The organism is Paenibacillus agaridevorans (genome assembly GCF_003112455.1).
GTDB classification, from domain to species: Bacteria; Bacillota; Bacilli; order Paenibacillales; family Paenibacillaceae; genus Pristimantibacillus; species Pristimantibacillus agaridevorans.
This window is the reverse complement of the sequence record NZ_BDQX01000398.1, coordinates 11,152-30,487: the sequence shown is the minus strand read 5'-3', so window position 1 is coordinate 30,487 and position 19,336 is coordinate 11,152. Positions and strand designations below refer to the sequence as shown.

The 19,336-nt window shown below is 53.1% G+C and carries 17 protein-coding genes and 1 riboswitch; of the genes, 4 read left to right on the top strand and 13 right to left on the bottom strand.

Features of this window, described 5'->3' with window-relative positions:
- Positions 1-88: 88 nt before the first annotated feature.
- The 6 genes from thiC to moaA all read right to left on the bottom strand — a co-directional run bounded on the left by thiC (position 89) and on the right by moaA (position 8,332).
- Positions 89-1,852 carry a phosphomethylpyrimidine synthase ThiC gene (thiC, locus tag PAT3040_RS30945; protein ID WP_087571527.1) on the bottom strand — a complete coding sequence of 588 codons (1,764 nt, stop codon included), beginning with the start codon at positions 1,850-1,852 and terminating at the stop codon, positions 89-91.
- Between the two features lie 159 nt (positions 1,853-2,011).
- Positions 2,012-2,114: riboswitch (TPP riboswitch) on the bottom strand.
- Between the two features lie 57 nt (positions 2,115-2,171).
- Positions 2,172-3,203 (bottom strand): sporulation integral membrane protein YtvI, encoded by a 1,032-nt coding sequence (gene ytvI, locus PAT3040_RS30940; protein WP_087571526.1) that lies wholly within the window; start codon positions 3,201-3,203, stop codon positions 2,172-2,174.
- Positions 3,204-3,229: 26 nt separating this feature from the next.
- On the bottom strand, positions 3,230-4,387 hold the full coding sequence (gene yfkAB, locus PAT3040_RS30935) for a radical SAM/CxCxxxxC motif protein YfkAB (RefSeq protein ID WP_108995740.1): 1,158 nt from the start codon (positions 4,385-4,387) through the stop codon (positions 3,230-3,232).
- A 239-nt stretch (positions 4,388-4,626) separates the two neighbouring features.
- Positions 4,627-5,745, bottom strand: a complete 1,119-nt coding sequence (locus PAT3040_RS30930) for an HD-GYP domain-containing protein (protein ID WP_108995705.1) — start codon at positions 5,743-5,745, stop codon at positions 4,627-4,629.
- A 157-nt stretch (positions 5,746-5,902) separates the two neighbouring features.
- On the bottom strand, positions 5,903-7,327 hold the full coding sequence (locus PAT3040_RS30925) for a bifunctional metallophosphatase/5'-nucleotidase (RefSeq protein WP_108995704.1): 1,425 nt from the start codon (positions 7,325-7,327) through the stop codon (positions 5,903-5,905).
- Positions 7,328-7,330: 3 nt separating this feature from the next.
- Complete coding sequence (moaA, locus tag PAT3040_RS30920; RefSeq protein WP_108995703.1) at positions 7,331-8,332, bottom strand: GTP 3',8-cyclase MoaA; 1,002 nt, start codon at positions 8,330-8,332, stop codon at positions 7,331-7,333.
- A 112-nt stretch (positions 8,333-8,444) separates the two neighbouring features.
- Here moaA and PAT3040_RS30915 point away from each other — a divergent pair, with 112 nt between their 5' ends.
- The 3 genes from PAT3040_RS30915 (at position 8,445) to PAT3040_RS30905 (ending at position 11,412) form a co-directional block, all read left to right on the top strand.
- On the top strand, positions 8,445-9,188 hold the full coding sequence (locus tag PAT3040_RS30915) for a molybdenum cofactor biosynthesis protein (protein ID WP_108995702.1): 744 nt from the start codon (positions 8,445-8,447) through the stop codon (positions 9,186-9,188).
- 13 nt (positions 9,189-9,201) lie between these two features.
- Positions 9,202-10,239: a ThiF family adenylyltransferase gene (locus PAT3040_RS30910; RefSeq protein ID WP_108995701.1), complete on the top strand. Its 1,038-nt coding sequence runs from the start codon at positions 9,202-9,204 to the stop codon at positions 10,237-10,239.
- Positions 10,240-10,335: 96 nt separating this feature from the next.
- Positions 10,336-11,412, top strand: coding sequence for an HD-GYP domain-containing protein (locus PAT3040_RS30905; protein WP_108995700.1), 1,077 nt, complete (start codon positions 10,336-10,338; stop codon positions 11,410-11,412).
- Between the two features lie 72 nt (positions 11,413-11,484).
- Here the strand turns inward: PAT3040_RS30905 and sufB are convergent, their stop codons facing one another.
- The 7 genes from sufB to PAT3040_RS30870 form a co-directional block, all read right to left on the bottom strand.
- Positions 11,485-12,882: a Fe-S cluster assembly protein SufB gene (gene sufB, locus PAT3040_RS30900; RefSeq protein ID WP_087571519.1), complete on the bottom strand. Its 1,398-nt coding sequence runs from the start codon at positions 12,880-12,882 to the stop codon at positions 11,485-11,487.
- Positions 12,883-13,100: 218 nt separating this feature from the next.
- Positions 13,101-13,523 carry a Fe-S cluster assembly sulfur transfer protein SufU gene (gene sufU, locus PAT3040_RS30895; protein WP_087571518.1) on the bottom strand — a complete coding sequence of 141 codons (423 nt, stop codon included), beginning with the start codon at positions 13,521-13,523 and terminating at the stop codon, positions 13,101-13,103.
- A complete protein-coding gene (locus tag PAT3040_RS30890) occupies positions 13,510-14,736 on the bottom strand; it encodes a cysteine desulfurase (RefSeq protein ID WP_108995699.1) in 1,227 nt (408 codons plus the stop codon). The genes sufU and PAT3040_RS30890 overlap by 14 nt, the downstream gene beginning before the upstream one ends.
- Positions 14,733-16,040 (bottom strand): Fe-S cluster assembly protein SufD, encoded by a 1,308-nt coding sequence (sufD, locus tag PAT3040_RS30885; protein ID WP_108995698.1) that lies wholly within the window; start codon positions 16,038-16,040, stop codon positions 14,733-14,735. Before sufD ends, PAT3040_RS30890 begins: the two co-directional genes overlap by 4 nt.
- 22 nt (positions 16,041-16,062) lie before the next feature.
- Positions 16,063-16,842 carry a Fe-S cluster assembly ATPase SufC gene (sufC, locus tag PAT3040_RS30880; RefSeq protein ID WP_087571515.1) on the bottom strand — a complete coding sequence of 260 codons (780 nt, stop codon included), beginning with the start codon at positions 16,840-16,842 and terminating at the stop codon, positions 16,063-16,065.
- 85 nt (positions 16,843-16,927) lie between these two features.
- Positions 16,928-17,509, bottom strand: a complete 582-nt coding sequence (locus PAT3040_RS30875; protein WP_258235247.1) for a DUF1802 family protein — start codon at positions 17,507-17,509, stop codon at positions 16,928-16,930.
- Between the two features lie 303 nt (positions 17,510-17,812).
- On the bottom strand, positions 17,813-18,118 hold the full coding sequence (locus tag PAT3040_RS30870; RefSeq protein ID WP_108995697.1) for a YunC family protein: 306 nt from the start codon (positions 18,116-18,118) through the stop codon (positions 17,813-17,815).
- A gap of 169 nt (positions 18,119-18,287) precedes the next feature.
- On the opposite strand from PAT3040_RS30870, the gene PAT3040_RS30865 reads away from it, so the two are divergent.
- Entirely contained in the window at positions 18,288-18,764 is a 477-nt protein-coding gene (locus PAT3040_RS30865) for a hypothetical protein (RefSeq protein ID WP_146200606.1), read from the top strand.
- Positions 18,765-19,336 lie beyond the last annotated feature (572 nt).

Here is a 19,336-nt window from a genome sequence, read left to right as displayed (position 1 = left end):
CTCCGACGTCGCGCTCGAGCCGGCCGGCTGCCCCCCGGCGCCGGCAATGGCAGCGGGAGCTCCGCCTCCTTTTCCGCCGGCCATCCCGTCACGCATAGATTTCGTTGCCTCCGGCCTTAAATGCGGCCGACTTCTCCTTGAGCCCCGCCTCAATCGCTTCCTCTGTATCGAGACCGTTCTGCGCCGCATATTCCCGGATGTCCTGCGTGATGCGCATGCTGCAAAATTTGGGACCGCACATGGAGCAGAAATGCGCCGACTTGGCTGCTTCGGCCGGCAGCGTCTCGTCGTGGTAGGACATCGCGCGCTCCGGATCAAGCGATAGATGGAACTGATCACGCCAGCGGAACTCAAAGCGCGCTTTGGAGAGAGCATCGTCCCGCAGCTTCGCGCGAGGATGGCCTTTGGCCAAATCCGCCGCGTGGGCAGCGATTTTGTAAGTGATAACGCCTTCCTTGACATCTTCCTTGTTCGGCAGCCCCAGATGCTCCTTCGGCGTTACGTAGCAGAGCATCGCCGTGCCGAACCAGCCGATCATAGCCGCTCCGATCGCGGACGTAATATGGTCGTAGCCCGGCGCGATGTCGGTCGTCAGCGGACCCAGCGTGTAGAATGGCGCTTCGTCGCATACTTCCAGTTGGCGGTCCATATTTTCTTTGATCAAATGCATCGGTACATGCCCGGGACCTTCGATCATCACTTGCACGTCATGTTTCCAGGCAATCTTCGTCAGCTCTCCCAGCGTATCGAGCTCCGCGAATTGCGCATCGTCGTTGGCATCCGCGATGGAGCCTGGCCGCAAGCCGTCGCCAAGCGAAAACGACACGTCGTAACGCTTCATGATGAGGCAGATTTCCTCAAAGTGCGTATACAGGAAGTTCTCCTTGTGATGAGCCAGACACCAGGCTGCCATAATAGAGCCGCCGCGAGATACGATGCCCGTTACGCGCTTGGCCGTCAGCGGGATGTACCGGAGCAATACGCCCGCATGGATCGTGAAGTAGTCGACGCCTTGCTCCGCCTGCTCGATCAAGGTATCTCTAAATACCTCCCAGCTGAGGTCCTCCGCTTTGCCGTTCACCTTCTCTAGCGCCTGATAGATCGGCACGGTCCCTACCGGAACCGGCGAATTGCGCACGATCCATTCCCGGGTCGTATGGATGTTCTTGCCTGTCGACAGATCCATGATCGTATCGGCTCCCCACCTGGTCGCCCACGTCATCTTCTCTACCTCTTCCTCGATGGAGGAGGCAACGGCGGAGTTGCCGATGTTGGCATTGATCTTTACATGAAACCCTCGTCCGATAATCATCGGCTCGCATTCGGGATGATTGATGTTCGCGGGGATAATAGCCCGCCCCCTTGCCACTTCGTCCCTTACGAATTCCGGCTCCATCCCTTCGCGTATCGCGATGTACTCCATCTCCGGCGTAACGATGCCTTGTCTGGCGTAGTGAAGCTGCGTCACATTGCGTCCTTCCTTCGCCCGAAGCGGCTTGCGATCCAGGTTCGGAAATACCTCGGCGCCTCTCGTCCTGGCTCTCTCCTCGGATACGAAGCCGTTGTCCTCGGGCTTCACCTCGCGTCCTTCATATCGCTCGACATCCTCGCGATCCACGATCCATGTTTCACGAAGCGGCGGCAGCCCCTTTCTGACGTCGGCCCGGTAGCCCGTATCCGTATATGGACCGCTCGCATCGTAGACGAGCACCGGCTCGTTCGGCGTCTCCTCTCCGCTTCTCGACTGGCTGGGAGTCAGCGCTATCTCGCGCATCGGCACGCGAATGGAAGAATGACTCCCTTCTACATAGACCTTGCGGCTTCCCGGCAATGGCGTTGTCATAATCGGCATAACAAAAAACCTCCTCATGGAATTTGTGGAATTCCACCTGGAGGCATACTCAACATATAAGAAAGTTAATGGTCGACGCCACTCACGCAAACGCGCAATGACGTTGATACTTAGGCTTGCACAAAGCCGGCGAAGTTGCCTTCGGCGACCGGCAAGCCGGTATCCTATGTCCCACTTTCCTACGCTGGCATGACCCAGATCAGGTTCAAAGGGACCAAAGCAATCGCTTTATCTCAGCCTTTCGGCGCCCCTAGTGGATTTCCTTGTTTGACTATACTTCGTGCTCGCTGCTCCTGTCAACCCTAACTTCCCCAAATACTTACAGCTTGATCTTCTGCTGGAACAGTCCCGCTTGCCTTGCCGCCATATAAATAATGACGACGAGCGGACCGATAAATACGCCGATAACGCCGACAAGCTTAAAGCCTACATAGAGGCTGATCAGTGCCGGAAGCGCGCCGATACCGACGGAATCTCCCAGAATTTTCGGCTCCACGATGCGGCGGAATACCGTAATGACGAGGAACAACACAATCAGCCCGATGCCGGTATAGATATCGCCCGTCAGCAGCAGATACGATGCCCATGGAACAAGCACGGAGCCTGTGCCCAAAATAGGCAAAATATCCACAATAATGATGAGCAGCGCGATAGCCATAGGATATTTGATGCCAAGTATGAGCAATCCGATCAGTGAAAGTATGTAGGTCATGCCGCTAAGAATAATCTGGGAGCGCAGGAAGCCGAAGATCGACTTGCGCAGATTATTCAGCACCTGGTCCACTTGGGAACGCGACGATTCGTCGAAGAAGGACAAGACGGATGCCTTCATCGTATTAAGGCTAAAGCTGAACATGTAGACGGCAACCAGGAAGACGATAAAGAATATAAACATGCCCGGGAGCGTCGAAGCGAAGCCCAAGACCGTCGATGACAGCTTGCCTACCATCGAAGTAATCGTGTTCGTTAGGCTCATCAGATATTCTTCCAGCGTCGCGATGGCGTCTGGAGGAAGATTCTGGTACAGCCCTCTGGCGTCAACGAGCAGATTGTCGACAAAAGTGCTTGCATTTTCGAAGTAATTCGGCACTTTCTCCAGAAATGCAATCAGCTCTGCGATAATCTTCATTCCCAGCAACACGATGAGACCGACGAGAATGACCGTAAACAATGTACTGGATATGACGGCGGACACCAGCCGGTTGAGCCGGAATCGCTTCATCAGGAATACGGTCAGCGGCTCCAGAAAGATCGCTACGATCAATGCAAGCAAGAACGGCGCGCCTACGGTGAACATCAAATAAATAAGCAGCAAACCTACCGCGATAAGCACGATTGTCCTTATAGACATGCGGGTTATCCCTCCTTCCTCTATTTCTATTCAAGCTTGGCTTCGCGCATGTGGAAATCGACGTCGCCGTAATACATATCCTTTACTAGCAGGTTGGGACCGCAGCAAGCGGCTGCGGGACAATAACAATTTACGCTTCGGGCGAGCTTGTGATCCAGCCACTTGCCGAATACGTCGTCGAGGCGGGACGTCGAGATATTGCCGAACGCCGGCACGTCGGAGAAGTCGGTGACGAACACGTCGCCCGTGAACAAGTTGACGTTGAGACGGTTCCGTCCGTCGGGATCGTTCCTGACCGTCACGTTAGGCTCGCCCGCCAATCTTCTGAGCAGTCTACGATCCTCTGCATCGTCGCTGCATTGGTAGAAAGGCAACGTGCCGAACAGCATCCAGACCGACGGATCGCGGCGATCCAGCAGCAGCTCTACCGCTTTGCGCATCTGCTCCTTCGTAATGACGGGCAGATCGCGGGCGAATGAGCTTGGGTACATGGGATGAACCTCATGACGCTGACAGCCCATTTCGAGAATCAGCTCATGAATTTGATCGATCTTTTCATGCGTCCGATAATTGATCATGGATTCGGCGGACACGAGCACGCCTGCATCGCTGAGCCGCTTGGCGTTGTCGATCATTCGTGCGTACAGCTTGGCTGCCGCTTCCTTGGAGACGGCATGACCCGCTTTGGCGAAGCCGATCTCATGGAAGTCCTGCGCCGACGTGTAGTTAAACGAGATATGCATAACGTCGAGGTAAGGAGCCAAAAGCTCGTACCTGTTATAAGGCAAAGTTACATTGGAGTTAATCTGCGAGCGAACGCCCCGGCTTCTCGCGTATTGCAGAAGCGGCAGCATATATTCCTTGACGGTACGTTCCGAGAAGGTGGGCTCGCCGCCCGTAATGCTGATCGTCTGCAGATGCTCGACCTCGTCCAGACGGCGCAGCATGTTGTCCAGCGGAATTTTGGCTGGCTCCATCATGACCAGCGTATCGCCTACGGCACAGTGCTCGCAGCGCATATTGCATAAATTCGTAACCGTCATCTCCACGCTTGTCAGTACATGGCGACCGAATTGCTTAAGCGAGTTAAGCGGATCCCAAGGGTCATTGGAGGGAGTCAAAGGAGGCAGTATGTCGCGGGATGTCATGCCAAAATGCGGCCATGTCGTATCCAGCTTGTTCATCGGTTTCATCAGCTTTCAGCACCTAACTTCCGTTCTAGAGGTTGTTCAAAAAGTCCGCTTGCCATCATATCTTCTATTATTGTAATGTGAGATGTTTGAGGAAGCAAATAAAATGGTGTAAAAACGTCGCCCGGATGGACTTCATCCAAAAGCCGACAGAAAAAAGAGGCCTTGCGGGCCTCTTGAAACAACCATCGCTGCATTGCGGTAAATGCAAGCATCAATGGCTCGGCGTTCAGTTAAATGCCTGACACAAGCGGCACGTCCGTCTCTTCGTCGTTTACTCCGACGATCATGACTGTAAGCTGCTTGGACAGATCGATCTCGTACGGCGCCTTAAGCTCTTCTCCCGCTTCGTTGCTGAGGACTCGTACCACAGGGCGGTGCGGGTAGGAGGAATTTAGATCTACGACGATGCCTCGCTCACCCGTCATTAATCGGACGGACATGCCGATGGGATAGATCGCCACCTTGTCCCGGAACAGCTGCAGCATCCGCTGCTCGTACAAAGTGCCCGTGCCCGCGTACAAACGCTCCATCGCATCATGCGGCAGCATCGGAGACCGGTACACGCGGTTTGTCGTCATGGCGTCGTAAGAATCGACCAAGCCGATCCACTTCGCGTAGTCATGAATTTCATTGCCCCTGATGCCTCGCGGATATCCGCTGCCGTCCAGACGCTCATGATGCTGGAAGGCGCAATGCGCTACGAGAAGCGACAAGTTCGGCTGATCCTTTAACATTTCATAACCGAGCTGAGGGTGACGCTTCATAAGTTCGAATTCTTCTCTGGTCAGCTGATCCGGCTTCTTTAGTACATTGACGTTAATCTGCGTCTTGCCAATATCATGCAGCAGAGCTCCGAGACCAAGGGTCGTCAGTTCGTCGCGCGAGTAACCGCTCGACATGCCAAGCAGCGTCGAGTATACGCAAACGTTCAGGGAATGCTGGAACAGATAGTGATCGACTGTTCCCATGTTCATAAGCATGATCATGGCATCTTCCTGATTGGACAGATCATCTATAATTAAGTTCATCATTGCTTTAAAGGGCTGGGCGATATAGGGGTAGGCGGAGCCTTTCTTTCTATTAGGCCGCTCCATCAGCGTGCGGAAATTCGTACGGATTTCTTTAACCGCCATTCGGAACGTATCTTCGCGGATCAGGGTGGGGGGATTAATATCCTCCGTTCGCGCATCTTCGATGTATACGTATTGAACCCCGCATTCGGCAAGCCTCGTGATTAGTCGGCTGGTAAGCTCCATCCTCTCGCCAAGCAGCACGATGCCGTCTTCCGAAAATATTCTCTTGGCCAGTCTCATTCCCGGCTTGCATTGCATAATGGATAGCAAACGCATTTTCTCGGTCCTTCCCCGCTGTGACGTCCCTAACTATACATATCGGAAATACGATCTTGTATTGTTAATTTACGTGAAAATGCGAATTTTCGCAACCATAATATGCTAATTGTTCGACAAAAAACTCCGAAATTTTCTAAATTGTGACGACATATGCTTACAAACGAAGCCAACGTTTCTCTTTGCAGCTCCTCAGCGAAGGCTCGGAGCTTAATTCCCGCTCCAGCACATCGCGGATGAACTCCGGCAAATAATAGCGATAACTCTCCGCCTCGGCCAAAGACTCGTAGCCCACCTTAAAGCTGAACATATCAATCGAGCCTACCTCATAGAGCCTTCCGTCCTCCAGGAGCGAGCCGTTTACTCGCGCTTCGACGATACGATCCATCGGCTCCCGGCGCATGTCGAATTCCACCGTCATGCCGTCGATTGCAAGGCCTCCAAGCACCTCACCCCGAAAGCCAAAGCCTTTGATCGGCTTGGAAGCGAATTCCTCCTGGAGCGATTGCTCCAGCGCCGTCCTCAGCTTGGACCCGGCGATGGTCATCAGGCACGGATTAATCGGCGAAGGACAGATGGCATGAAGCTCTCCGGCGGTTACTTCCCCAATCGCGAGACCGCCAAGCAGCTGTCCTGCGTTAACAATCCCGATCTCGGCATTCGTCCATCGCCTGATGCCGATCGCGAGCAGATTGGAAAGCGGATTTTCGCGTCCCGGATGAGACGGTAGAGGTTCGTTGAGAAAGGCGGCCACTCGTCCCAGACTTACGCGGCTGGATTCGCGGAACTCGTGGATAATATCCTCCGCCGCAGGTCTCTCGGCGTAGGCGCCGGTGGGAATGGCTTGCCCGCGCAGCAAGGGCTCGGACCGGGCTTCATCCCAGCCAATCTCGATGCGTCCGACGTATTCGCCGAACTTCCCCGCTGCCGCGATCATAACTCCGTTAACGATAAGCGGCACTTCCAGCAGATGGTGCGTATGTCCGCCCAGAATAAGATGGATGCCCGGAACTTCTTCCGCCAGCTTTTGATCGAATCGAATGCCGAGATGCGATAATACGACGACAACGTCAGCTCTACCCTGCAGCCGCTCCGCTTCGGCACGAATCGCCTCCATGGGCTCAGTCGCCTTCCAGCCCAGCAGCTCATAGAACTGGCCGAAAGCGGCCGTAGCGCCGATAAGGCCGATCCGGAGACCGTTCTTGACGATAATCCGGCTGGGGCACAGCCACTCTGGGCGTTCCCCAGTCTCCATCGTGAGCAGATTGGCACAGACGACGCTAAACTCCGACACGGGGGCGTACAGCTGTTCCAACGTCTCCGGCGTATAGGTCAGTCCCTCGTTGTTGCCCAGCGTAATTGCCTCGTAACCAGCCTCCTGCAGAAGTCTGATATTAACCTGTCCGTCGCTGCCTTCCGTCTCTTGTCTCATCCGATCCATATGATCGCCGCAGTCTACCGCAAGCACGCGGCCTGCTCCCCATGTTCTTCGCTCCTCGGCGATCATGGTCGAAATTCGCGCGGCGTTCTCCAGCCGGCTATGAATGTCATTGCTGTGCATGAGCACAACTTTTATCTCCATACCTTATCCTCCGATTTGCGACATGCGCCGTTCCGTCGGCACATGAGATTGAGCCGAATCTGCAAGCTTCGCGGCCATCTCGTGATTCTCCGGCTTAATATCCATCGCTTTGTAATACAATTGCTTTATGGCATCCGGATCCCCGAGCGCTTCCTTAACGTTAAGCTCATCCACCCAGTACAGACAAGGTTTTAGATTGCCATCAGCCGTTAATCTCAGACGATTGCAGTTGCTGCAGAAGTGGTCGCTGATGGGATGGATCAAGCCAAAGGAGCCGACAGCCCCTGCCATCTGCCAATCATCGGAAGGGCCGTTGCCTGTCACGCCTTCCTTCCGCGACAGCTTATACCCTTCTTCCTCCGCAATCTCGATCACGCGGGAAAGAGGAAGATAATGTTTCCGCCAATTCTCGTCGGCATGGCCGATCGGCATATATTCTATGAACCGCACATGAAGCGGCTGCTCGTAAGCGAGCTTTAAGAATTGCATGATTTCGTCTTCGTTGACGCCTTTGAGCAGGACGCAATTCAGCTTGATGGGATCAAACCCGGCTTCGGCTGCCGCTTCTATGCCTTCAAGCACCCTCCGCAAATCTCCACGCCTGGCTATAAACCGAAACCTTGCCGCATCAAGTGTATCCAGACTGATATTCACTCTCTTCAAACCTGCTTCTTTAAGCGCTTGTGCTTGCTTAGCCAGGAAGATGCCGTTTGTCGTCAGCGCGATGTCATTAATGCCAGGTATGCGCGACAACCTCGAGATCAGTTCGTCCAGACCGGGTCTGATCAGGGGTTCGCCGCCTGTAATGCGCAGCTTTTTGATACCGAGCTCCGCCCCTGCTTTAACGACCTCGACGATTTCGTCATAGCTCAGCAGGTTGGTGGATTCGGTAAATTCCACTCCATCCTCAGGCATGCAGTAAAGACAGCGCAGATTGCAGCGATCGGTTACTGAAATTCTCAAATAATCATGTTCTCTTCCATACCGATCCTTTAGCTCCGGCATACTGCGCACCACCTTTCCATGTACCTTACAGCATAACATTTTTTTTGCGTTTATGGTATTCTAGTAGCAATCTAAAGCCCTGTTACAGGCTGTTGCGAGGAGCTGCACATATATGATTTATACCTGGACCATCAAGCTGTTCGCGGGATTGCCGGAGCGTCTCGGCACGGCTCAGCTCATCCTAGATCTGGATCAAGGACAATTGACTGCCAGCGAGCTGAAATCGATGATCGCAAGAGAGAACAGCGATCATTCTTCCCTGCTGTCGACCTGCTTCGTTGCGCGCAACCACGCCTACGTAGCCGACGGAGAGACCGTCCAAGCCTCGGACGAGCTTGCGCTTCTTCCTCCCGTTTCCGGCGGAGAGGAGCTAGCGGAGGGCGGGGACAAGAATATGTCGGACTCGCCTCGCTTTGTTGTGACGAGCGATATCATTCTTACAGAAGAAGTACTGGCCAAAGTAATCGTACCGGAACATGGCGCGTCCATCGCATTCGTCGGCACGACGCGCGAATGGACGAATGGCAAACGAACGGTGCGGCTGGAATACGAGGCTTATGAGCCGATGGCGGTAGCGACCATGTCCCAGATCGGCGATGAGATCGCAAGCCGCTGGGCGGGAGCCTTATGCGCGATCTTTCATCGCGTTGGCGTCGTCGGACCGGCCGAGACCAGCGTCGTTATTGCCGTATCGGCTCCCCATCGCGAGCATTGCTACGAGGCTAGCCGTTACGCCATCGAGCGGCTTAAGCAGATCGTCCCCATCTGGAAGAAGGAAATCTGGGAAGACGGCTCCGAATGGAAGGGCCATCAGCTTGGTCCCTGGAATCCGATCGCCGGGCTGACGGCGGAATGAAGGAGGCATCCCCATGGAGTTAAGCCGTTATTCCCGTCAGACCCGATTCCGGCCTATCGGTGAGGACGGTCAGCGACAGCTGTCCGAAGCGCGTGTGGCCGTCGTAGGCGTCGGCGCGCTGGGCTGCGTCTCCGCGCAGCATCTCGTCCGCTCCGGAGTCGGCTATATTCGATTAATCGACCGCGATTTCGTGGAATGGAGCAATCTTCAGCGACAGCTTCTATACACGGAACAAGACGCGAAGGATATGCTCCCGAAAGCAGAGGCGGCTGCCCGCAGATTGACCGCCATCAACTCCTCTGTAACGATCAAACCTGTTTGTGCCGATTTGCACGGCGATAATGCGGCTCCTCTGCTGCACGATGTCGACTTAATTATCGACGGAACCGACAACTTCACGGTACGATATCTCCTAAACGATTATGCCGTCAAACATGGTTTGCCGTGGATTTACGGCGGAGCTGTCGGCGCCTCCGGCATGAGCATGACGGTATTGCCGGGAGAGACGCCTTGTTACCGTTGCGTCTTCCCGGAAGTCCCCGCACCGGGGACTTCGGATACATGCGAGACGGCAGGCGTCATTTCGCCGATCGTCGATCTGATCGCTTCGGTGCAAGCAACAGAGGCGCTTAAGCTGCTCTCCGGCAATCGCGAAGCGCTGCACGGCACTTTATTCCAGGCCGATCTCTGGAACCACTCCTGGCTGCCGCTGTCCATCCGCAACGTCAGGCGTCCCTCCTGTCCATGCTGCGGACCCCAAGGATCGTTCGATTATCTCGATAACGAAGCTTCCGCTACGGTAGCAGTTGCATTGTGCGGCCGCGATTCCGTTCATCTGACTCCGGGAGCTTCGGGAGCTGTCAATCTGGGAGATCTGGCCAATCGGCTTGCATCCGCAGGTGAAGTCGTGCTTAATCCTTATCTTTTGCGGCTGCGAATGGATGATGAGGATATGACTTTTGTTTTATTCGCTGACGGAAGAGCTATCATCCAAGGGACGCAGAATTTGTCGAAAGCAAGGTCAATTTATGCCGAACTATTAGGTAATTAGTATCATTTAGAGCGTTTTCATATTGCCAATAGGTGGTTTGATTGTTACTATCTATATATCTGGTTGAGCATAATTAATCATATTAGAGGTGTCTCTATGAGGATTCATGTAACGGATATACAAGATGGAGACCAACTAAGCCACGATATATTTAATCATTATGGGCTGCATGTTCTCTCCAAAGGCACGAGGCTGTACAAGAACGAAATCTCACGGCTTCTGCAGCATCAGATTGATCAAGTCGAGATCTTGGACCGAACTCTGGTGTTGCCTTCGGGAGAAGCAATCAGCCCTGTTAATCGTACATTGGAATCCACGGTCAATCCCAAGTGGCTGCCAACTGTGCAGCCTATTTACGAGAACGCAGTCAAACGCTTCGAGAAGCTGTTCGAATCTGCAATAGAGGATGGCATCGTTCAGGAGGCGGAGGTTACGGAAATTATGCAGCCTCTGCTGGATAACCTCCAGTTGGAACGCGACGTCGTATCCATGCTGCTTTTGCTTAATACCGAAGATGACTATACTTACCAGCACTCCGTTCAGGTTGGCATGCTGGCTTATTATTTGGCGACCTGGCTCGACCACTCGTCGGAGGACGCCGCACTGATCGGCAAGGCGGGATTCCTGCACGATATCGGCAAAAGCAAGATCAGCGCTGACATCCTTAACAAACCGGGCAAGCTTACGGAGGAAGAATTCGAAGAAGTAAAACGCCACACCTTGTACGGTCACGAGATCATTCTGGGCTCGTTCCAAGAAAAGGATCTTGCCATCGGAGCGCTCCAGCATCACGAACGAATTGACGGTAGCGGCTATCCTCATGGGCTTAAGGGCGAAGAGATCCACCCCATCTCGAAGATCATCGCCGTTGTCGACATATACAGCGCAATGATATCGGCTCGCGTCTATCAGAAGGAGCGGGACCTGCTGTTCGTGCTCAAGGAGCTGTATCGTCTCAGCTTCAGCGAGATCGATCCTGTTACGACTCATACGTTTATTAAGCATATGATCCCGAATTTCATCGGCAAGCGCGTACGGTTGAACAACGAGCGCTTCGGCATTATTGTCATGACGCATCCTACCGAGTTTTTCAGGCCCCTTATACAGATTGACGACGAATTCGTCGACCTGACGATCGATCGACATTACGAGATCGAGCATGTTTATCTGTAGTCCTTTACATATCCGTTAATAGGTACGCAAAGAACCCCCCGGAGCCCGAGGGGTTCTTATATTTTAGTCTACTTACCCGATACTGCCTTCCATCTCGAACTTGATCAAACGGTTCATCTCGACCGCGTATTCCATCGGCAACTCTTTCGTAAACGGCTCGATAAAGCCCATAACGATCATTTGAGTTGCTTCGTCCTCGGACAGACCACGGCTCATCAGATAGAAGAGCTGATCCTCGGACACTTTGGATACCGTTGCTTCATGCTCAAGCGTGATGTTGTCGTTCAAAATTTCATTGTATGGAATCGTGTCGGACGTCGACTCGTTATCGAGAATGAGCGTATCGCATTTGATGTTCGCTTTCGCGCCGTCGGAATTGCGTCCGAAGGAAGCAAGGCCGCGGTATGTCACTTTGCCGCCGTGTTTGCTGATCGACTTGGATACAATCGTGGAGCTGGTGTCCGGTGCCAAATGAGTCATCTTAGCGCCGGCATCCTGATGCTGGCCTTTGCCCGCTACGGCGATAGACAATACCATGCCTTTCGCGCCGCGGCCCCGAAGCACGACAGCCGGATATTTCATCGTCAGCTTGGAACCGATGTTGCCGTCAATCCATTCCATCTGCGCGTTCTCGTCAGCAACGGCGCGTTTCGTAACCAGGTTGTAGATGTTCGGCGCCCAGTTCTGGATCGTCGTGTAACGAACGCGGGAATCCTTTTTGCAGAGAATCTCAACCACGGCACTGTGCAGCGAGTTCGTGCTGTATATCGGAGCTGTACAGCCCTCAACGTAGTGCACGGAGCTGCCTTCGTCCGCGATGATGAGCGTCCGCTCGAACTGACCCATGTTCTCGGAGTTGATGCGGAAGTAAGCTTGCAGCGGAATTTCGCATTGCACGCCCTTCGGCACGTAGATAAACGATCCGCCGGACCAAACCGCACTGTTTAGAGCAGCGAATTTGTTGTCGTTCGGAGGAATGATCGTTCCGAAATATTCCTTCATAAGCTCCGGATATTCGCGAAGCGCCGTATCGGTATCCGTAAAGATAACGCCTTGCTTCTCCAGATCCTCCTGCATGCTGTGGTAAACAACTTCCGACTCGTACTGAGCGGACACGCCCGCCAGAAACTTTTGCTCCGCTTCGGGAATGCCCAGTTTGTCGAAGGTTTCCTTAATTTCCTGAGGAACCTCCTCCCAAGTCTTGCCTTGTTTCTCGGAAGGTTTCACGTAATATTGAATGTCGTTAAAGTCCAGATCGTCCAGATTGCCGCCCCAGCGAGGCATCGGCATTTTGTAGAATTGCTCCAGCGATTTCAGACGGAATTCCAGCATCCATTCCGGCTCGTTTTTCATCTCGGAGATCGTGCGGACGATCTCGGGCGTCAGCCCTTTGCCCGATTGGAAAATCGCTTTATGCTCATCACGGAATCCATATTTATATTCTTCCATTTCCGGCATTGACTTTGCCATTCCAACTCACTCCTTTAAAGGTAGCTCAAAATGACCGCTTTTGATCACGATGTATTCCTTCGCAGCTTACTCGACGTCGAACCTTGAACTCAACCGTTCCTTCAGATGCTCACATAGCGCTGCTATGCTCCGCTCTTCACTCACTAGTTTCGTCCAATCTTCTCGGTGCTGAAAACCGGCCATTTTGAGCTTCGATTGTATTACTTCATTTTCAAATCTTAATTACGGGATTCGATGCCCTTGCGGAGGGCGTTCCATGCCAGCGTTGCGCATTTGATGCGGGCCGGGAATTTGTTGACGCCCGACAACGCTTCGATATCTTCAAGCTCCTCGAATTCCACCGACTCGCCCTTCATCAAGGAAGAGAACCGCTCTGCCATCTCAAGCGCCGCTTCGAACGTCTGGCCTTTGACGGCCTCCGTCATCATGGAAGCGGAGCTCATGCTGATGGAACAGCCCTCGCCCGTGAACTTCGCGTCCGTTACCTTGCCGTCTTCAACGACGAGCTGCAGCGATATACGATCTCCGCAAGTCGGGTTGTTCAGGTTGATCGTAACGGCGTCGTCGTTCATCGTGCCGCGGTTTCGAGGATTTTTATAATGATCCATTATGACTCTGCGGTACAAATCATCCAATTGCATGGCCGAAGAACTCCTTTGTCTCGATGAGACCACGAACCAAAGCATCGATGTCCTCTTCGGTATTGTAAAGATAAAAGCTTGCTCTGGCGGTTGCCGACACATTTAGCCAACGCATAAGCGGTTGGCAGCAGTGATGGCCTGCACGGATTGCAATGCCCTTGGCATCCAGCACGGTCGCGACGTCATGCGGATGCACATCGTCCAGATTAAACGTAATGAGACCTACGCGCCCGCTCTTCGGTCCGTAAATCTCGATTCCGTCGATCTCCGACAGCTTATCGTAAGCATATGCCGCAAGCTTGCGCTCATGACGGTCGATCTCATCCATGCCGACGCTCTCCAGGAAATCGATCGCGGCTCCAAGGCCTACCGCGCCGGCAATGATCGGCGTGCCTCCTTCGAACCGATAAGGAATCTCCTTCCACGTCGATTCGTATAGATCCACGAAGTCGATCATCTCGCCGCCGTATTCGATCGGCTCCATGTTATTTAGCATCGACTTTTTGCCGTACAAAGCTCCGATGCCCGTAGGGCCGCACATCTTGTGACCGGAGAACGCGTAGAAGTCTGCGCCAAGCTCCTGCACATCCACTTTCTTGTGCGGGGTGCTCTGCGCTCCGTCTACGACCATGATGGCGCCGTTGCGATGGGCAATCTCCGCCACTTCCTTGATGGGGTTCACGACGCCAAGCACGTTGGACACATACGTCATCGCAACGACCTTCGTGTTCGGCGTAATGACTTCTTCTGCATCCTGCAGCAAGATCGTGCCGTCCGGCTGCAACGGAATGTACTTTAACGTAGCTCCCGTCGCTTTGGCGGCTTGCTGCCATGGAATCAAGTTGCTGTGATGCTCCATCGGCGTAATGACGATTTCGTCGCCTTCCTTGCATACCGCCCTCGCATACCCCGTAGCGACCAAGTTCAACGCCGTTGTTGTCCCCCGGGTGAAAATAATTTGCTCGGGAGTCTCCGCGTTCAGGAACGCCGCGACTTTCGCGCGTGCTCCTTCATACGCGTCGGTCGCGCGGGAGCCCAGCGTATGCACGCCGCGGTGAACATTCGCGTTATCCAGCTCATAGTACCTTTTCATCGCATCAATGACGGAACGCGGCTTCTGGGAAGACGCCGCGCTATCCAGGTAAACGAGCGGATGCCCGTTTACCTCTTGATGCAATATCGGGAACTGCTCCCGCACCGCATTTATATTCATCCCTCTAGCTTCCTTTCGAGCAGGCGCTGAAGTTGAGTGCGTACTGCTTCTACGGAAATCTCCGATACGACCGGCGCGAGGAAACCATGAATAATCAGGCGTTCCGCATCGGATTTGCTGATGCCGCGCGACATCAGGTAGTACACCTGCTCCGGATTGACTTGGCCGACGCTGGCCGCGTGGCCCGCCGTTACATCGTCCTCGTCGATCAAAAGAATCGGATTGGCATCGCCGCGCGCCTTAGAGCTCAGCATAAGCACCTTCTCCGTCTGAACGCCGTTCGCTTTCGTCGCTCCATGTTCGATCTTCGTAATGCCGTTGATGATCGCGGAAGCCGAATCCTTCATAACGGCGCGGGTGATCATGTTGCTGTCCGAGCTCTTGCCGAAGTGAACCGCCTGCGTTGTAAGGCTCATCTGTTGCGCGTTTTTGCCAACGCTGATGACTTTTACGTCGGAAGTAGAACCTTGGCCCTTCATGATCGACTTCGTGTCGGACAACGTGTTGCCATCGTTGAGATCGCCGATAATCCACTCGACGCGTCCATCATTCTCTACGACTGCGCGGCGCAAAGTCATGTCGACTCCGCTTTCGCCCATGGAATGTACGGATCCAAAGCGAACGAGCGCGCCCGGCTTCACGAACACTTCCACGACAGAAGGATGTACAAATGGCGACGATACCGCCGAGTTGTCGGTTACAACACAGTCGACGTAAGTGACACGACTGTTGGAATCGGCCACGATCAGAATATGAGGAGCAAACGTTGCGTCCGCATTGTCATTGAACAAAATCGATTGGAGCGGAAGCTCCACTTCCACATTTTTCGGCACGTATACGAATACGCCGCCGTTCCACAGCGCCGCGTTCAGCGCCGTCAACTTGTCCTCGTCCTTCTTCACGGCCTGGAAAAGATGGGGCTGCACGAGTTCGCTATGTTCCTTGCATGCCGTCTCCAGGTCGGTAAAAATAACCCCTTTAGCAGCCAGCTCGGCCGATAGTTGTCTCCAAGCCGTGCCGGAATTGCGTTGTACAATCAAATTCTCCGTACCTTCCGAGACAAGTTCCTGTACGACCGAAGGAAGCTCGGTCAGCGAGCCGGCAGGCGTGGAAGCTGCATAACTTCCGACAGCCGTAAGGTTCCAGCGCTCGATGCGCACCTTCTCGGGCTTCGGCCACTCAATCGTTCCAGCCAGTTCGGCAGCTTCGCCGCGCAGCGCTACGAGCCATTCCGGCTCGCCCTTGCTCCGTGCCAGAGCTTCCGCGGAACCGCGGTCGGTCGGAGTCGTTAGTTGTGTACTCATTGCCATTAACCTCCTTCTCCGATTAAGCCTGGCCTACAGTTTCGTCTACGATGCCCAGTTCTTCCTTCACCCAGTCGTAACCTTCGTTTTCCAAGCGCTGAGCCAGTTCGGGACCGCCGGATTTCACGATGCGGCCTTGCATCATAACGTGAACGAAGTCAGGTGTAATATAGTTCAGCAAACGTTGATAGTGCGTAATAATCAGGAAGCCGCGATCTTCGTTGCGCATCGCGTTTACGCCGTTCGCTACGATGCGAAGAGCATCGATGTCGAGACCGGAGTCGATCTCGTCAAGCACGACGATCTTCGGATCCAGCAGCATCATCTGCAAAATTTCGTTACGTTTCTTCTCGCCGCCGGAGAAACCTTCGTTAAGGTAACGATGCGCGAACTCCGGGTTCATCTCGAGCTCTTTCATCTTGCCTTCCATCTGACGGATAAATTTGATCAAGGAAATTTCACTGCCTTCTTCACGGCGTGCGTTAATCGCGCTGCGCAGGAAGTCGGAATTCGTCACGCCCGGAATCTCGCTAGGATATTGCATGGCAAGGAATAGACCGGCGCGCGCGCGCTCGTCAACTTCCATCTCCAGCAGGTCTTCGCCGTCAAGCGTTGCGCTGCCTTCCGTTACTTCGTATTTGGGATGACCCATCAGCGCGGAAGCCAGCGTACTTTTGCCGGTGCCGTTTGGTCCCATGATGGCGTGAATTTCTCCGCCTTTGATTTCAAGATTGATGCCTTTTAAAATTTCTTTTCCTTCGATTTCGGCCTTCAGACCGTCGATGACAAATTGTGTTGCCATTGTATGCTATCCCTCCAAAGGTTGGTTTACTTCTAAAAGAAATGATTCTCAATGATTCTCAATAATCATTTTAATATAGTTTTAGTTATAAATCAATGAGCGTTCGTATCCGTTCGCGTTCTTCTGCGTACGTGTCTGCGGTTAGAACGGGCTTCATTGCTGGCTCCGGCAGGCTGTCTTCCAGCCTTACCCATGACTTGCAGCCGTTATAAACCTCTCTCATAGGCGCATATACCGGCTCGTCAAGCTTGTATGTCTTCATTAATAAAAGATGAAGCGGCTTCTTGCGCTTCCACTTGAGTCTCTCCTCGGCGAACGTATCCGTCCAAATATGGCAGTCCCTCAGCTTGTCCAGCGTTTCCTGATCCGTAATTTCGATGTCGTCCGTCACTTCCGCGTACGTGTCCAGCTTGACCCTTTCCATGCCAGGCGACCATTCCTCGAGCGTCTCGTCCATCCCGTCCTGATAAGGATGCTTAAGCAGCTCCTTACGCTGATGCTCGTACGCCGGCATGAGATAGAAGCTGTGGCTGAGGAGCTGGAAGTCTCGCGTCTCCTCGATAATCCCCCCTTTGCGAAGCACAAGGATCTGTTTGCCTTCACGCAGCGCTTTGACCGACACCGCCCATTCCTTCAGAGCGATCATTTGCCTTTTTTGCTCATCCACCTTAATATGTACCTCCTTGCATCTCCGTCTCCATCGTCCGCATTGGACATCCTTCTATTGTGAAAAAAACGGCGACGGAAGTCAATCTGTAAAGAAGCAAGGTATTCCATGGCGAAAGCTAATCCATTATACTAGGAGTGGTTGTTCAAAACGATTTTCCTGCTGTCCACTATTATTGACGTCTGGAACGGATTCGAAACGAAGTCCGCGTTATGAGAAGAACATGTGGACGAAAATCCAAACACAACCCCAAACACCGTGCCGCAACTCCTTGCACGGACTCGATGTTTGGGTTTTTATGTGTTACATCATCCGTCTCAGCGCATCGCTGCCCTTCATGCCGGCTACGATTCCCATAGCCTCTGCCGTATAGGTTACCGATTCCAACGGAGCGTTTAACAGCTCTTCCAATGTGCGGACGCCGACTGCTCGCCCTGCAACGATCTCCCTGTCCGCGAGCTTCTCGTTCAAAAGCATTACGTCAAGCGCCCCGCACATGATATACCCTTTATCCGTCGAGATGGATAAGAGCGTCGTCTTCGGCAACTTCACTTCGACACCGAGAACGGTTTCTCCGCCATCCAGTACGAATGGGACCATCCTCATCATATGAAATCCACCTCCTTCGGATGCGCGGATCTTATGCGCAGAATCGTATTGATTCACAGTATATGCGGGAGTTTGGACTCAGTATGGACGAATGCGGAATAGGTCTACTTGACCAAGCGAATTAATGATATATTATAGCTATTCCATCTTTATGATACGGAGGCACTACATGATGAAACGGAAGCCGCCCGGAACAAAGCTTTCATCCTTTGTATTTCAAGTTGATATTATGATCGAGGATCGTCATCACGCTCAAGCGCTGGAGAAGCTGATTGCCGGACTTAACAGCGCGGCGTTCGACGATTATCGGATTACTTCGGGTATTCGCCTTGGCGAGCTCATTGACGAGAGGACCATCGAAGGCGCCGAGCCTGAACCTGTACCGATCGTACCTCAGCAACCGAAGTCCGAGACTTCTGCCAAAGCGGACTCTGATTCGAACGAAGGCTTCGCCCCTATACGAGCTTTCATGAAGAGCAACAAGCTTATCCGGCTAATCGTCAACAGGGGACTGGGCATCAAGCTCAGCATACCTTGCCGAATTATTAATATGGATGAAGGGGAGCATTTGATCACCGTCTATCATGTGGATGAGAAACAGGTGTACACGTTCAGACTGAACGAAATCGAGGATTTTATCGAATGAAAACACAAATTAACACCCCCCTGCGAGCGGGAAGCGAACGGACTATTATAGCGGAATAATCCGCTTTATTGGACTTAGCAGGAGGCGAATGGACTTTTGTAGCGGAATAATCCGCTTTATTGGGCTAAGCAGGAGGTGAACGGACTATTATAGCGGAATAATCCGCTTTATTGGACTAAGCCGGAGGCGAATGGACTTTTGTAGCGGAATAATCCGCTTTATTGGGCTAAGCAGGGCATAACAGGCGAGCCAGCCATGCGGCAAACGAAGCTTAGTTTTATGCTTCATTGGCTACTCGAGCCAGCTTTGCGGCAAACGAAGCATTGTTTTATGCTTCATTAGCTCCTCGAGGCAGCCATGCAGCAAACGAAGCATAGTTTTATGCTTCGTCAGCTACTCGAGCCACCCTTGCGGCAAACGAAGCATAGTTTTATGCTTCGTCAGCTACTCGAGCCACCCTTGCGGCAAACGAAGCATAGTTTTATGCTTCGTCAGCTACTCGAGCCACCCTTGCGGCAAATGAAGCTTAGTTTTATGCTTCGTCAGCTACTCGAGCCACCCTTGCGGCAAAT

Excerpts from the sequence above, each read along its gene's own strand:
- thiC (WP_087571527.1), bottom strand. The coding sequence starts at position 1,852 with ATGCCGATTATGACAACGCCATTGCCGGGAAGCCGCAAGGTCTATGTA.
- ytvI (WP_087571526.1), bottom strand. The coding sequence starts at position 3,203 with ATGTCTATAAGGACAATCGTGCTTATCGCGGTAGGTTTGCTGCTTATT.
- yfkAB (WP_108995740.1), bottom strand. The coding sequence starts at position 4,387 with ATGAACAAGCTGGATACGACATGGCCGCATTTTGGCATGACATCCCGC.
- PAT3040_RS30930 (WP_108995705.1), bottom strand. The coding sequence starts at position 5,745 with ATGCGTTTGCTATCCATTATGCAATGCAAGCCGGGAATGAGACTGGCC.
- PAT3040_RS30925 (WP_108995704.1), bottom strand. The coding sequence starts at position 7,327 with ATGGAGATAAAAGTTGTGCTCATGCACAGCAATGACATTCATAGCCGG.
- moaA (WP_108995703.1), bottom strand. The coding sequence starts at position 8,332 with ATGCCGGAGCTAAAGGATCGGTATGGAAGAGAACATGATTATTTGAGA.
- PAT3040_RS30915 (WP_108995702.1), top strand. The coding sequence starts at position 8,445 with ATGATTTATACCTGGACCATCAAGCTGTTCGCGGGATTGCCGGAGCGT.
- PAT3040_RS30910 (WP_108995701.1), top strand. The coding sequence starts at position 9,202 with ATGGAGTTAAGCCGTTATTCCCGTCAGACCCGATTCCGGCCTATCGGT.
- PAT3040_RS30905 (WP_108995700.1), top strand. The coding sequence starts at position 10,336 with ATGAGGATTCATGTAACGGATATACAAGATGGAGACCAACTAAGCCAC.
- sufB (WP_087571519.1), bottom strand. The coding sequence starts at position 12,882 with ATGGCAAAGTCAATGCCGGAAATGGAAGAATATAAATATGGATTCCGT.
- sufU (WP_087571518.1), bottom strand. The coding sequence starts at position 13,523 with ATGCAATTGGATGATTTGTACCGCAGAGTCATAATGGATCATTATAAA.
- PAT3040_RS30890 (WP_108995699.1), bottom strand. The coding sequence starts at position 14,736 with ATGAATATAAATGCGGTGCGGGAGCAGTTCCCGATATTGCATCAAGAG.
- sufD (WP_108995698.1), bottom strand. The coding sequence starts at position 16,040 with ATGAGTACACAACTAACGACTCCGACCGACCGCGGTTCCGCGGAAGCT.
- sufC (WP_087571515.1), bottom strand. The coding sequence starts at position 16,842 with ATGGCAACACAATTTGTCATCGACGGTCTGAAGGCCGAAATCGAAGGA.
- PAT3040_RS30870 (WP_108995697.1), bottom strand. The coding sequence starts at position 18,118 with ATGATGAGGATGGTCCCATTCGTACTGGATGGCGGAGAAACCGTTCTC.
- PAT3040_RS30865 (WP_146200606.1), top strand. The coding sequence starts at position 18,288 with ATGATGAAACGGAAGCCGCCCGGAACAAAGCTTTCATCCTTTGTATTT.